The 13,220-nt window shown below is 52.2% G+C and carries 13 protein-coding genes; 7 read left to right on the top strand and 6 right to left on the bottom strand.

All coding sequences use genetic code 11. The features are described from left to right. Positions 1 to 31 precede the first annotated feature (31 nt). Both FDX03_RS04265 and xapA read right to left on the bottom strand, forming a co-directional pair. Positions 32 to 1,288 (bottom strand): nucleoside permease, encoded by a 1,257-nt coding sequence (locus FDX03_RS04265; RefSeq protein WP_137345526.1) that lies wholly within the window; start codon positions 1,286 to 1,288, stop codon positions 32 to 34. A 57-nt stretch (positions 1,289 to 1,345) separates the two neighbouring features. Next, entirely contained in the window at positions 1,346 to 2,179 is an 834-nt protein-coding gene (gene xapA / locus FDX03_RS04260) for a xanthosine phosphorylase (protein ID WP_048210993.1), read from the bottom strand. A gap of 291 nt (positions 2,180 to 2,470) precedes the next feature. On the opposite strand from xapA, the gene FDX03_RS04255 reads away from it, so the two are divergent. Beyond that, positions 2,471 to 2,809, top strand: a complete 339-nt coding sequence (locus FDX03_RS04255; RefSeq protein WP_048210992.1) for a FlxA-like family protein — start codon at positions 2,471 to 2,473, stop codon at positions 2,807 to 2,809. On the opposite strand, the gene FDX03_RS04250 is transcribed toward FDX03_RS04255, so the two are convergent. Continuing rightward, complete coding sequence (locus FDX03_RS04250; RefSeq protein ID WP_048210991.1) at positions 2,800 to 3,726, bottom strand: LysR family transcriptional regulator; 927 nt, start codon at positions 3,724 to 3,726, stop codon at positions 2,800 to 2,802. The genes FDX03_RS04255 and FDX03_RS04250 overlap by 10 nt on opposite strands. A gap of 89 nt (positions 3,727 to 3,815) precedes the next feature. Between FDX03_RS04250 and FDX03_RS04245 the strand changes: the two genes are divergently transcribed. Then, positions 3,816 to 4,814 carry a bile acid:sodium symporter family protein gene (locus FDX03_RS04245; protein WP_061068297.1) on the top strand — a complete coding sequence of 333 codons (999 nt, stop codon included), beginning with the start codon at positions 3,816 to 3,818 and terminating at the stop codon, positions 4,812 to 4,814. Here the strand turns inward: FDX03_RS04245 and FDX03_RS04240 are convergent. The 3 genes from FDX03_RS04240 to zipA form a co-directional block, all read right to left on the bottom strand. Beyond that, positions 4,811 to 5,029: a DUF3820 family protein gene (locus FDX03_RS04240; protein ID WP_048210989.1), complete on the bottom strand. Its 219-nt coding sequence runs from the start codon at positions 5,027 to 5,029 to the stop codon at positions 4,811 to 4,813. The genes FDX03_RS04245 and FDX03_RS04240 overlap by 4 nt on opposite strands. 1 nt (position 5,030) lies before the next feature. Next, complete coding sequence (gene ligA / locus FDX03_RS04235) at positions 5,031 to 7,046, bottom strand: NAD-dependent DNA ligase LigA (protein WP_137345525.1); 2,016 nt, start codon at positions 7,044 to 7,046, stop codon at positions 5,031 to 5,033. A 71-nt stretch (positions 7,047 to 7,117) separates the two neighbouring features. Continuing rightward, positions 7,118 to 8,134: a cell division protein ZipA gene (gene zipA, locus FDX03_RS04230; protein ID WP_137345524.1), complete on the bottom strand. Its 1,017-nt coding sequence runs from the start codon at positions 8,132 to 8,134 to the stop codon at positions 7,118 to 7,120. Positions 8,135 to 8,364: 230 nt separating this feature from the next. Here zipA and cysZ point away from each other — a divergent pair, with 230 nt between their 5' ends. The 5 genes from cysZ to crr all read left to right on the top strand — a co-directional run. Further along, positions 8,365 to 9,126 carry a sulfate transporter CysZ gene (gene cysZ / locus FDX03_RS04225; protein WP_086523404.1) on the top strand — a complete coding sequence of 254 codons (762 nt, stop codon included), beginning with the start codon at positions 8,365 to 8,367 and terminating at the stop codon, positions 9,124 to 9,126. A gap of 163 nt (positions 9,127 to 9,289) precedes the next feature. Next, on the top strand, positions 9,290 to 10,261 hold the full coding sequence (gene cysK / locus FDX03_RS04220) for a cysteine synthase A (RefSeq protein ID WP_003038091.1): 972 nt from the start codon (positions 9,290 to 9,292) through the stop codon (positions 10,259 to 10,261). A gap of 383 nt (positions 10,262 to 10,644) precedes the next feature. Then, positions 10,645 to 10,902, top strand: a complete 258-nt coding sequence (gene ptsH, locus FDX03_RS04215; protein WP_002913505.1) for a phosphocarrier protein Hpr — start codon at positions 10,645 to 10,647, stop codon at positions 10,900 to 10,902. Positions 10,903 to 10,947: 45 nt separating this feature from the next. Then, entirely contained in the window at positions 10,948 to 12,675 is a 1,728-nt protein-coding gene (gene ptsI, locus FDX03_RS04210) for a phosphoenolpyruvate-protein phosphotransferase PtsI (RefSeq protein WP_137345523.1), read from the top strand. Positions 12,676 to 12,715: 40 nt separating this feature from the next. Further along, a partial coding sequence (gene crr / locus FDX03_RS04205; protein WP_137345683.1) for a PTS glucose transporter subunit IIA occupies positions 12,716 to 13,220 on the top strand: 505 nt, incomplete at its 3' end.

Genomic DNA, 13,220 nt, shown 5'->3' with positions numbered 1-13,220 from the left:
GCGGGTATCAGAACCCGCCGCTAAAGGAGCATTAATGTGGCGATGATTTCTGCGCCAGTCGTTCAGGCTCATGCTTATATTTAAAGAACAATGCAAAGATAACCGCCAGGACCAGCGCGTAAGCGGCAAACACCAGCCAGATAGTTTGCCAATCCTTGACGCCATCGACAGAAAAGTAGTCCACCGCCATCCCGCTCAGGATTGAACCCACCCACGCGCCAATGCCATTTACCATCGTCATAAACAGCCCCTGGGCGCTGGCGCGAATGCTTGAGTCAACTTCCTGCTCGACAAATACCGACCCGGAGATGTTGAAGAAATCAAACGCGCAGCCGTAAACGATCATCGACATAAGCAGCAACACAAAGCCAAACGGGGACGGATCGCCAAAGGCAAAGAAGCCAAAGCGCAGCGTCCACGCCAGCATGCTCATCAGCATCACCGTTTTGATGCCAAAACGTTTGAGGAAGAACGGGATAGTGAGGATAAAGCCCACTTCCGCCATCTGGGAAACCGACAGCAAAATGGAGGGATATTTCACCACAAAGCTGTTGGCAAACTCAGGGTTACGGGCGAAATCATGCAGGAACGGATTGCCAAAGACGTTGGTAATTTGCAGCACCGCCCCCAGCATCATGGCAAACAAAAAGAAAATTGCCATGCGCGGATTTTTAAACAAAACAAACGCATCCAGCCCCAGCTTACTGGCCAGCGTGGCGGATTCTTTTTTCTCCGCAACCGGTATTTTCGGCAACGTCAGCGCATACAGAGCCAGCAGCAGCGATGCGCCTGAAGCGATATACAGCTGCGCGCTGCTCAGCTCCAGCCCCATTAAGCTGACCGTCCACATCGCCACAATAAAACCTATCGTGCCAAACACACGAATTGGCGGGAACGCGGTGACCGGATCCTGACCCGACTGCGCCAGGCATGAATATGAAACGCTGTTCGATAACGCAATCGTCGGCATATACGCCATCGCGTTAACCAACATCACCCAGAACATGGTCTGTGGATCGGTAACGGTTGTGGCGTACAGCAACACGCCAGCACACACCAGGTGACACAGCATATAAGCGCGCTCGGCACGCAGCCACTTATCGGCGATGATCCCCATAATGCCCGGCATAATAATCGCTGCCAGACCTTTCGAGCTGTAGACCATACCCACATTCGCGCCGGTAAAATCCAGGGTGTTAATCATGTAAGAACCCAGGGTAACCAGCCAGCTACCCCAGATAAAATATTGCAAAAACGACATGAGCTTTAAGCGAGATGCGATACCCATTTTTCCGTTCCTTGCCAAAAAAGTAAGACCCCGCAAGCGGGGTCATGTTTTAATTATTCAGGCCAGTTTGCGCAAAAAGCCGCAGATCAGATTGATAAAATTCTGCTGCGAGAGTTCCGCTGCCGCCAGCGTCTGCGCGTGAGATAACTTCACATCCCCCAAACCTTCCGCCAGGTTGGTGATGGCAGCCACCGCAACCACTTTCAGACCGCAGTGGCGCGCAGAGATAACCTCAGGCACCACCGACATCCCCACCACATCGCCGCCAATAATTTGCATCATGCGGATTTCTGCCGCGGTTTCAAAGTTTGGCCCCGGATAAGAGACAAATACGCCTTCGCTCAGAGGGAAACCTTCTTCTGCGGCAACGGTTTGCAGGATTGCACGATAGTCAGCATCATAGGCATTCGCCAGCGAAAAGAATCGCTCGCCAAAACGCTCATCGTTAAGTCCCACCATCGGTGTACCCGGCATCGTATTGATGTGATCGCTAAGCGCAACCAGACTACCCGGCCCAACTTCAGGGCGGAGGGAGCCTGCGGCATTAGTACAAAATAACAGTTCGCAGCCCAGCAGCTTCAGTGTGCGAATGGCATCGGTCATCACCGTCATGCCGCGACCTTCATAAAAATGCCCACGCCCTTTCATACAGGCCACTGGAATACCGGCCAGATTTCCCAGCACCAGCTCACCGGCATGACCATGTACGGTACTGACAGGGAATCCCGGCAATTTCTCGTAAGAGATGGCCACTGCATCCTCGATTTGATCCGCCAACGCGCCGAGGCCTGAGCCAAGAATAAAGGCTACGCGCGGCGTGAAATCGGGTTTGCAACTACGAATGATGTCGGCGCTGTACCAGGGATTTTGCGAGAAAAGAGAGTGACTCATGAGATGTCCTTAATACTGAGTAGTCGAAAATAATGTCGCGTACCGCACTGTTATAGCGAGACTACGCAATCGATTACCAATACCGTTTATCCCGACAACCGATAGTAAATCGGTATGGATGAGTCGCACTAAACCAGCCTGAAATCACATTTTTTTCGGGCCAGAAATGGCACAGAAATAGAGATACATGCAGATTTGGGATTTTTATTATTAAACTCTGCTCGGCCGTATTGTCGCTGAAGTTCTGTTCACTAATGCCGATACTCATGTTTTATGGCGTGAGGAATCCGTATGACAACTATCAACGTTTCCACCCCAACTGTTCAAAGCAGTAGCGGCGGAAAAGCACCAGCCGGGAATGATATCTCCGCACAGATTGCGCAAATCACCCAAAAGATAACCAAGCTAACCCAGCAGCTCAAAGATATCCCCAACAGCAGTGGCACTATTGAGCAGAAACGCGAGCAGCAGGAACTTATTCAGACCCAAATCAAGATGTTACAAGCCCAGTTGGATCAATTGTTGCGTCGGCAGGCCGAGGAGTCGCAGCAAAAGCAAAGCGCCGATCAGAGAAAAGCTGAAGGCATCAACACGGCTTCCGACCAACATCAGGTCGATATTTATATCTGATACAACGGATCGCGGGCACGACCGGCGGTTAATTCACTGGCCTGCATTCGCACCACGTCCCACAATGCCTGAGCGGCGGTTGAGAGAGAGCGATTTTTGCGCCGCGCCAACATCAGTTGTCGTTCCACAACCGGCGTCAGGCGCTTAACCTGCAAGTGGCTACCCTGCGGTAAGGGGAGCGCCAGTGCGGGCAGCACGCTGATGCCAATCCCCGCTTCAACCATCGGGAACAGCGTGGCGGGATGACCAATCTCCTGAACAATATTGGCATCAATGGAAAAATGGGCCAACGCCGCATCGATCAGCGGTCGGCTGCCGGAAGCGTAATCCTGTAACACCAGACGTTCGTGGTACAAATCCTGCCAGTTTACCCACTCACGTTGGGCTAACGGATGATCATGGCGACACAGCAGCAGGAACGGTTCGGATAGTACGGCTTCACACTGCAGATCGGTCACGGCACCCGGGTCAATCACAATGCCAAAATCCACCTCTCCCTGACGAATACTCTCCAGTACCCACTGCTGTGGCCGGTCATGCAGCACAAAATCGATTGCCGGATAAAGCTGGTTGCTCTGCGCAATACACTGCGGAATGAGATGCGCGGAAATCGTCTGGCTGGCAGCAACCCGCACCGTACCGGTTAACTGCGTACCCACCTGCCCGGCTTCACGCAGCGTACTGTGCAGTTCATCCAGAATGCGTTCCAGCCGTGCCGCCAACTGGTGTCCGGCTTCCGTCAGCACCACCTCGCGCGTTGTACGATCCAGTAGCCGGACACCCGTCTGCCCTTCCAGCTCTTTTACACTATGACTAACCGCCGACTGGCTTAAGCCGATGATATCCCCCGCCCGGCTAAAACTTTTGGCCTGAGCGACGGTGACAAAGATACGTAATTGACGCAAAGAATAATTCATCGATTCTATTCATATATAGATGCAATAAATCAATTTTATTTCTCAAACGGAAAAACGCAAAATGTTGCTACCGAATTTCAGGAGTCTTTATGAAACTTTTTCGTATTCTTGATCCGTTCACGATAACGCTGATTACCGTTGTTTTACTGGCGTCGTTTTTCCCGGCCGAAGGTGGCTTTGTGCCTTTCTTTGAAGGCTTAACCACCGCCGCCATTGCGCTGCTGTTTTTTATGCACGGCGCAAAACTCTCTCGTGAGGCGATTATTGCCGGCGGTAGCCACTGGCGTTTGCATCTGTGGGTGATGTGCAGCACGTTCGTTGTCTTCCCGGTGCTGGGCGTCCTGTTCGCCTGGTGGGCACCCGTCAACGTTGACCCGATGCTGTACACCGGATTCCTATACCTGTGTATTTTGCCCGCCACGGTGCAGTCGGCTATCGCCTTTACCTCAATGGCAGGCGGTAACGTTGCCGCCGCCGTGTGTTCCGCTTCGGCCTCCAGCCTGTTGGGTATCTTTCTTTCGCCGCTGCTGGTAGGCCTGGTCATGAATATGCATGGCGCAGAAGGCAGCCTGGAACAGGTGGGGAAAATCATGCTGCAGCTGCTGCTGCCGTTCGTGCTGGGGCATCTCTCCCGACCGTGGATTGGCAACTGGGTGTCAAAACATAAAAAATGGATCGCAAAAACGGATCAATCTTCCATTTTACTGGTGGTTTACTCCGCCTTCAGTGAGGCCGTGGTTAATGGGATCTGGCACAAAGTGGGGGTCGGTTCACTGCTGTTTATCGTGGTTGTTAGCATCATATTGCTGGCAATCGTGATTGCTATCAACGTCTTTGTCGCGAGGAAATGCGGTTTCAGCAAAGCTGATGAAATCACTATTGTCTTCTGCGGATCGAAGAAAAGTCTGGCCAACGGGATCCCCATGGCAAACATCCTGTTTCCGACATCGGTAATTGGTATGATGGTGCTGCCATTGATGATTTTCCACCAAATTCAGCTGATGGTGTGCGCCGTGCTGGCGCGTCGCTACAAACAACAGACGGACGCGCTGCAGGCGCAGCAGAAGAGCCGCGCCGCGAAGGCCTAAAGCGGGCGTTTCAGGGGCTGAACCAGCTGCGTCAGCCCCTCGGTTTTAATCAGCAGCGTGATTTGCATCAGCTCACCCAGTTTGCCCGGCGGAAATTCATCCTTACGGGCAAACCACAGCAGATACTCTTCCGGAACGTCAATCAGCCGACGCCCTTTATATTTGCCAAAGGGCATGACGGTATTGGCGATCTCTATCAGCTGCTCTTTTTCCATCTCAGGCACCCAGCAAGCGGATCATTTCAGCTTCGTCGATAACGGCAATGCCCAACTCCTGCGCTTTTGCCAGTTTAGAGCCCGCCGCTTCCCCCGCAATCACCAGATCGGTTTTCTTCGACACGCTCCCCGCCACTTTTGCGCCCAGCTCGGTCAGACGCGATTTGGCGTCATCGCGTGACATCAGGCTCAGGCTACCGGTCAGCACAATCGTTTTACCGGCAAACGGGCTGTCGATTTCTTCAGCGTTGATAACCACCGGCGCTGGCCAGTGGATCCCCTGCGCCAGAAGTTGCACGATCACCTCGCGGTTACTCTCTTCGGCAAAGAAGTTAAACACGTGAGTGGCCACCACAATGCCCACATCCGGTACTTTTTGCAGCTCTTCAATGGAAGCCGCCTCCAGCGCATCCAGCGTACCGAAATACGCGGCCAGACCCGCAGCCGTCGCTTCGCCGACTTCACGAATACCCAGCGCGTAGAGGAAACGGGCAAACGTGGTCTCTTTCGCTTTTTCCAGCGCATTCACCACGTTTTGCGCAGACTTCGGCCCCATACGATCGAGGCCGGTCAGCTTACCGGCGGTCAGCGTGAACAGATCCGCTGGTGTGTGCACGTACTCTTTCTCGACCAGTTGATCGATAATTTTGTCGCCCATACCGTCAACATCCAGCGCACGGCGGGAAACGAAGTGTTTCAATGATTCCTTCCGCTGTGCCCCGCAGATTAAACCTCCGGTACAACGAGTAACCGCTTCTCCTTCCACACGCTCAACGTCAGAGTTGCATACCGGACAGTGGGTGGGAAACTCGATTTCGCGCGTATCTTCCGGGCGTTCGGAGAGTACGACGTTCACCACCTGCGGGATGACATCGCCCGCACGGCGAATAACAACTTTGTCGCCAATACGCAAACCCAGCCGCTCGATTTCGTCAGCGTTATGCAGCGTTGCGTTACTCACCAGCACACCAGCCACCTGCACTGGCTCGAGGCGGGCGACAGGCGTAATCGCGCCGGTACGACCGACCTGAAACTCAACGTCGCGAACAAAAGTCATCTGTTCCTGCGCCGGGAACTTAAAAGCTACCGCCCAGCGCGGTGCGCGGGCAACAAAGCCCAGTTGCTCCTGCAGCGCCATGGAGTTGACTTTGACAACCACGCCGTCAATATCGAATCCAAGCGTCGGCCGGTCTTCTTCAACCTTATGATAGTAAGCGAGTACTTCCTCCGGAGAGTCGCACAACGTTACCCTGTTGCTGACCGGGAGGCCCCACGCTTTAAACTGCAGCAGGCGACCCAGATGGGTATCGGGCAGTTCGCCGCCTTCCAGCACGCCGACGCCATAGCAGAAGAAAGTAAGCGGCCGCTTCGCTGTAATACGCGGATCGAGCTGACGCAGTGACCCAGCCGCCGCGTTACGCGGGTTAGCAAACACTTTGTTGCCAGTGCGGCGGGCTTCTTCGTTGATTTTTTCAAACCCGGCCTGCGGCAAAAACACTTCGCCGCGCACTTCCAGGCGAGCCGGAATATTATCGCCACGCAGTTTTAACGGGATCGCGCGGATGGTGCGCACGTTCGAGGTAATGTCCTCGCCAGTCGTACCATCACCACGCGTTGCTGCGCTGACCAGCACACCGTTTTCATAGAGAATACTCACCGCCAGTCCGTCAAGCTTCAGCTCACAGCACCAGGTTAGTTTGTCCGTACTCTTCAGTCGGTCCTGTACGCGCTTGTTAAAGGCGAGAAAACTCTCTTCATCAAACACGTTATCCAGCGACAGCATCGGCACTTCATGACGGATCTGGCTGAATGCCGCCAGTGGTGCGGCACCTACGCGCTGGGTGGGTGAATCGGGCGTGACAAGTTCAGGATGCTGCGCTTCCAGTTCACGCAGTTCGCGCAGCAGACGATCGTATTCCGCATCAGGAATTTCCGGCGCATCCATCACATGGTAGAGATACTCATGATGGCGAAGCGTGGTTCGCAGTTCTGTCAGTTGTTGTTCGATTGATTCCATATCGCACCATCAATGATAAAAAACCCCCGACAGGCGGGGGTTCAGAAAGGAGAGGTCACGCCAGAGGAAAATCAGGCGTGAGATTCTTTAACTTCGCGGATGCGGTCCTGATACTCGCGCAGTTTCTGCGGCGTCATCATACGACGTTGATCGTCGAGCACCACACCGCCCACTTCATCGGCAATGTGCTGTGCGGACTGCAGCATCAGCTTGAAGTTTTGCAGCTCGTCACCATAGGACGGAACCTGCATAAAGATAGTGACGCCCGGCGTGCTGAAATCGCCGGCCATCTCAGGGTCAAACGTCCCTGGGTTAACCATATTGGCAAGACTGAACAGCGACGGGCCACTACCATCCGGGCTGAGATGACGATGGAAAATATTCATATCGCCAAATTTAAAACCAGCCTGCTGAATGCTGTTGAGCAACACTTCACCGTTGAGCTCGCTGCCGTGATGCGCCGCAACGTTCATAATGATGACCGCTTCTTTACGCTGCGGTTTTTCAGCTACGGGCGCTTCTTCAACAACCGGTTCAGGCTGCGGTTGCTGTTCAACAACAGGCTCTGCTGGCTGGAAGGTCTGTGGCGCAGGTTGTGGCGCAGGTTGTGGCGCGGGCTGCTGAACCTGCGGCGCAACGGGCTGATGTTGCATCGGCTGCTGCGCAGGTTGCTGCTGAACAGGCTGATGTTGCACCGGCTGCTGCGGTTGTACGGGCTGCGGCGGCTGCTGAACATGCGGCGGCGGTACAGGCGCTTGTGCAGGCTGCTGCGCGTGTTGACGCGGCTGAGCAGACGCATAAGGCGGCTGGTACTGGTGTTGCGGCGACTGAGGAGGAACACCATGTTCCTGAGCGCTGCCGGGAGCATGATTCACACGATGCACGCGGACTTCGCCCACGCCTTCGTCTTCCTCGACGTTGTCGTCGTAGGAATCCTCGTCATCACGTTTAGACTTCATGCGTTTCAGTGGGCGATCGCGGAATATAGAAGACCGTTCTTTACGGCTAGTCCAGAAACCATGTACCAGTAAAGCGATTATGGCGATCGCGCCAACAATGATTAATATCAGACGCAAATCCTGCATCATTATATTCTCTGTTGTTCTAACACCTTGCCACCACGGCAAACATTTACTCACTAAGAGTATTTGCCGATTACGCCAAGTGCAAGTGCACTCTTGGCTTTCACGGCATAAAGATGAATAAAAACGTGCTTTTTGCTGTTTTTTCGAACATTTCTGAACAGCCTAACGCTCAACAACCCGGTAAGATACGCAAAGTTTACCAGAGCTCATATAACAAGGAGTATGTCCTGACCATGGTTTCATCATCTGCAGTTGTACCTCGCAGCGGTTTTTATTACTTTTCTCAGGGATGGAAACTCATCACTCAACCGGGAATTCGTCGCTTTGTTATCCTGCCTTTACTGGTGAATATTCTGCTAATGGGCGGCGCATTCTGGTGGCTGTTTACGCAACTGGACAGTTGGATCCCTGCGCTGATGAGCCACGTCCCGAACTGGCTACAGTGGCTTAGCTATTTGCTATGGCCGATTGTCACGATCTCCGTGCTACTGGTGTTTGGCTACCTGTTCTCTACCATCGCCAACTGGATTGCCGCACCGTTTAACGGCTTGTTGGCGGAACAACTCGAAGCCCGCCTGACAGGTGCAACACCGCCTGACACTGGCGTTCTTGGCATCATGAAAGATGTGCCCCGTATTATGAAGCGCGAATGGCAAAAGCTGGCGTGGTATCTCCCGCGCGCCTTTGTGTTACTGCTCCTCTATTTTATCCCCGGCGTGGGGCAGACCGTTGCCCCGGTACTGTGGTTCCTGTTCAGTGCGTGGATGCTGGCTATTCAATATTGTGATTATCCGTTCGACAACCACAAAGTGCCCTTTAAAGAGATGCGTATCGCCCTGCGCACACGCAAAGTCACCAACATGCAGTTCGGTGCGCTAACCAGTCTGTTTACGATGATCCCGGTGCTCAATCTGTTCATCATGCCGGTTGCGGTTTGTGGTGCCACGGCGATGTGGGTAGACTGCTATCGTGCTAAACACGCGTTATGGAAGTAATGCAAAAATGTGTAAAACAGGGGGGGCTTATGCCCTCCCTTATTCCATACTGACGTCGAATATTTCCTTTCTGAATATAGATATGCTAAATCCTTACTTCCCCATACTTTCTCAACAGGTATGCTGAAGCGGTATCCCAATTTCATACAGTTAAGGACAGGCCATGAGTAAGATTTTTGAAGACAACTCGCTGACTATCGGTCATACGCCGCTGGTTCGACTGAACCGTATCGGTAACGGACGCATTCTGGCGAAGGTGGAGTCACGTAACCCGAGCTTCAGCGTCAAATGCCGTATCGGTGCCAATATGATTTGGGATGCCGAAAAACGTGGTGTACTGAAGCCGGGCGTTGAGTTGGTCGAACCAACCAGCGGCAACACCGGGATCGCGCTGGCCTACGTTGCTGCCGCCCGTGGTTACAAACTCACCCTGACGATGCCAGAAACCATGAGCATTGAGCGTCGCAAGTTGCTGAAGGCATTGGGTGCAAACCTGGTGCTGACCGAAGGCGCGAAAGGCATGAAGGGCGCGATTCAAAAGGCAGAAGAGATTGTTGCCAGCGACCCAGAAAAATTCCTGCTGCTTCAGCAATTCAGCAACCCGGCTAACCCGGAAATCCACGAGAAAACTACCGGCCCGGAAATCTGGGAAGATACCGATGGTCAGGTTGATGTGTTTATCTCTGGCGTAGGTACCGGCGGTACGCTGACCGGGGTGACTCGCTACATTAAAGGGACCAAGGGCAAAACGGACCTCATCACCGTTGCCGTTGAGCCGACAGACTCTCCGGTTATCGCCCAGGCGCTGGCGGGTGAAGAACTTAAACCAGGTCCACATAAAATTCAGGGCATCGGTGCAGGCTTCATTCCAGGCAACCTTGATCTGAAACTTATCGATAAAGTCGTCGCCATCACCAATGATGAAGCAATCTCTACTGCGCGTCGCCTGATGGAAGAAGAAGGTATTCTGGCAGGTATCTCTTCAGGTGCTGCCGTTGCTGCCGCGCTTAAGCTGCAGGAAGATGAAACCTTTACCAATAAGAATATAGTGGTTATTCTACCGTCATCGGGTGAGCGTTATCTGAGCACAGCACTGTTTGCCGATCTCTTCACTGAGAAAGAACTGCAACAGTAATGCCAGCATGTTAAAAACGCGTAAAAAAGCACCCTTTTGGGTGCTTTTTTGTGGCCTGCTTCAAAGTTTCAACCCACCTGGCATTGATTCAGCCCGCCGGAACTGGTATTTAACCAAACTAATTATTTTGATGCGCGAAATTAATCGTTACAGGAAAAGCGCTAGCTGAATCGATTTTATGATTTGGTTCAACTCTTCCTTTCGCGGCATAATGTTTAATGACGAACGAAACGTCAGCGGCAAGAAGTTGCCAGCAACGGATTGCACCGAACTCCTTTTGTGTCGCGTCCTGTTTACGTCGACGCTAACAATACAGGCTAAAGTTGAACCGCCAGGCTAGACTTTAGTTCCACAACACTAAACCTATAAGTTGGGGAAATATAATGTTCCAGCAAGAAGTTACCATTACCGCTCCGAACGGTCTGCATACTCGCCCTGCTGCTCAATTTGTTAAAGAAGCAAAAGGCTTTACGTCTGAAATCACTGTGACTTCCAACGGCAAAAGCGCTAGCGCAAAAAGCCTGTTTAAGCTGCAGACTCTGGGCCTGACTCAGGGCACCGTTGTTACCCTTTCCGCAGAAGGCGAAGACGAGCAGAAAGCAGTTGAGCATCTGGTTAAACTGATGGCTGAACTCGAGTAAGTTCAACGAGTTCTTTTAAATATCAGTCACAAGTAAGGTAGGGTTATGATTTCAGGCATTTTAGCATCCCCGGGTATCGCTTTCGGCAAGGCACTGCTGCTGAAAGAAGACGAAATCGTCATTGACCGGAAAAAAATTTCTGCCGACAAGGTTGATCAGGAAGTTGAACGTTTTCTGAGCGGTCGTGCCAAGGCATCTGCGCAACTGGAAGCGATCAAAACCAAAGCTGGTGAAACATTCGGTGAAGAAAAAGAAGCCATCTTTGAAGGGCATATTATGCTGCTCGAAGATGAGGAGCTGGAGCAGGAAATCATAGCCCTGATTAAAGATAAGCACATGACGGCTGACGCCGCTGCGCATGAGATTATCGAAGGTCAGGCCACAGCCCTGGAAGAGCTGGATGATGAATACCTGAAAGAACGTGCGGCTGACGTACGTGACATCGGTAAACGCCTGCTGCGTAACATCCTGGGTCTGGCAATTATCGACCTGAGCGCTATCCAGGAGGAAGTTATCCTGGTTGCCGCTGACTTGACCCCGTCAGAAACCGCACAGCTGAACCTCGAGAAAGTGCTGGGTTTCATCACTGACGCAGGTGGACGTACCTCTCATACCTCAATCATGGCGCGTTCTCTGGAACTGCCGGCCATCGTCGGTACTGGTGGCGTCACCTCTCAGGTGAAAAACGACGACTATCTGATTCTGGATGCCGTAAACAATCAGGTTTACGTCAACCCAACTAACGACGTTATCGAACAACTGCGTGCCGTTCAGGAGCAGGTTGCTACCGAGAAAGCGGAACTCGCTAAGCTGAAAGATCTGCCGGCTATCACGCTGGACGGACATCAGGTTGAAGTGTGTGCCAACATTGGTACCGTTCGTGACGTTGAAGGCGCTGAGCGTAATGGCGCTGAAGGCGTGGGTCTGTATCGTACCGAATTCCTGTTCATGGACCGTGAATCGCTGCCAACTGAAGAAGAACAGTTTGCTGCGTATAAAGCCGTTGCTGAAGCGTGTGGCTCTCAGGCGGTTATCGTCCGTACCATGGACATTGGCGGCGATAAAGAACTGCCGTACATGAATTTCCCGAAAGAAGAGAACCCGTTCCTGGGCTGGCGTGCCGTGCGTATCGCGATGGATCGTAAAGAGATCCTGCGTGACCAGGTTCGCGCTATTCTGCGTGCCTCTGCTTTCGGCAAACTGCGCATCATGTTCCCGATGATTATCTCTGTTGAAGAGGTGCGCGCACTGCGCAAAGAGATCGAAATCTACAAACAGGAACTGCGCGACGAAGGTAAAGCATTCGACGAAAGCATTGAGATTGGCGTGATGGTGGAAACACCGGCTGCGGCAACCATTGCGCGTCATTTAGCCAAAGAAGTTGATTTCTTTAGTATCGGTACCAATGATTTAACGCAGTACACCCTGGCAGTTGACCGTGGTAATGATATGATTTCACACCTTTACCAACCGATGTCGCCATCTGTTCTGACGCTGATCAAGCAAGTTATTGATGCTTCTCATGCTGAAGGCAAATGGACTGGCATGTGTGGTGAGCTTGCAGGCGACGAACGTGCTACACTTCTGTTGCTGGGGATGGGTCTGGACGAATTCTCTATGAGCGCCATTTCTATCCCGCGCATTAAGAAGATTATCCGTAACACGAACTTCGAAGATGCGAAGGTGTTAGCAGAGCAGGCTCTTGCTCAACCGACAACGGACGAGTTAATGACGCTGGTTAACAAGTTCATTGAAGAAAAAACAATCTGCTAATCCACGAGATGCGGCCCAATTTACTGCTTAGGAGAAGATCATGGGTTTGTTCGATAAACTGAAATCTCTGGTTTCTGATGATAAGAAAGACACCGGAACTATTGAGATTGTTGCTCCGCTCTCTGGCGAGATCGTCAACATCGAAGACGTGCCGGATGTAGTTTTTGCTGAAAAAATCGTTGGTGATGGTATTGCTATCAAACCAACCGGTAACAAAATGGTTGCTCCTGTAGATGGCACCATCGGCAAAATCTTTGAAACCAACCATGCGTTCTCTATCGAATCTGATAGCGGCATTGAGCTGTTTGTTCACTTCGGTATTGATACCGTTGAACTGAAAGGCGAAGGTTTCAAGCGTATCGCTGAAGAAGGTCAGCGCGTGAAAGTGGGCGACCCGGTTATTGAATTCGATCTGCCGCTGCTGGAAGAAAAAGCCAAGTCTACCCTGACTCCGGTTGTTATCTCCAACATGGACGAAATCAAAGAACTGATCAAACTGTCCGGTAGCGTGACCGTGGGTGAAACCCCGGTTATCCGCATCAAGA

It is taken from the genome of Citrobacter sp. wls827, from assembly GCF_005280875.1.
Lineage (GTDB): Bacteria > Pseudomonadota > Gammaproteobacteria > Enterobacterales > Enterobacteriaceae > Citrobacter > Citrobacter youngae.
Note: the sequence above shows the minus strand (reverse complement) of the source record. Positions and strands in the feature narration are given on the sequence as shown.

Coding starts and splice junctions, on each gene's coding strand:
- FDX03_RS04265 (WP_137345526.1), bottom strand. CDS start 1,288: ATGGGTATCGCATCTCGCTTAAAGCTCATGTCGTTTTTGCAATATTTT.
- xapA (WP_048210993.1), bottom strand. CDS start 2,179: ATGAGTCACTCTCTTTTCTCGCAAAATCCCTGGTACAGCGCCGACATC.
- FDX03_RS04255 (WP_048210992.1), top strand. CDS start 2,471: ATGACAACTATCAACGTTTCCACCCCAACTGTTCAAAGCAGTAGCGGC.
- FDX03_RS04250 (WP_048210991.1), bottom strand. CDS start 3,726: ATGAATTATTCTTTGCGTCAATTACGTATCTTTGTCACCGTCGCTCAG.
- FDX03_RS04245 (WP_061068297.1), top strand. CDS start 3,816: ATGAAACTTTTTCGTATTCTTGATCCGTTCACGATAACGCTGATTACC.
- FDX03_RS04240 (WP_048210989.1), bottom strand. CDS start 5,029: ATGGAAAAAGAGCAGCTGATAGAGATCGCCAATACCGTCATGCCCTTT.
- ligA (WP_137345525.1), bottom strand. CDS start 7,046: ATGGAATCAATCGAACAACAACTGACAGAACTGCGAACCACGCTTCGC.
- zipA (WP_137345524.1), bottom strand. CDS start 8,134: ATGATGCAGGATTTGCGTCTGATATTAATCATTGTTGGCGCGATCGCC.
- cysZ (WP_086523404.1), top strand. CDS start 8,365: ATGGTTTCATCATCTGCAGTTGTACCTCGCAGCGGTTTTTATTACTTT.
- cysK (WP_003038091.1), top strand. CDS start 9,290: ATGAGTAAGATTTTTGAAGACAACTCGCTGACTATCGGTCATACGCCG.
- ptsH (WP_002913505.1), top strand. CDS start 10,645: ATGTTCCAGCAAGAAGTTACCATTACCGCTCCGAACGGTCTGCATACT.
- ptsI (WP_137345523.1), top strand. CDS start 10,948: ATGATTTCAGGCATTTTAGCATCCCCGGGTATCGCTTTCGGCAAGGCA.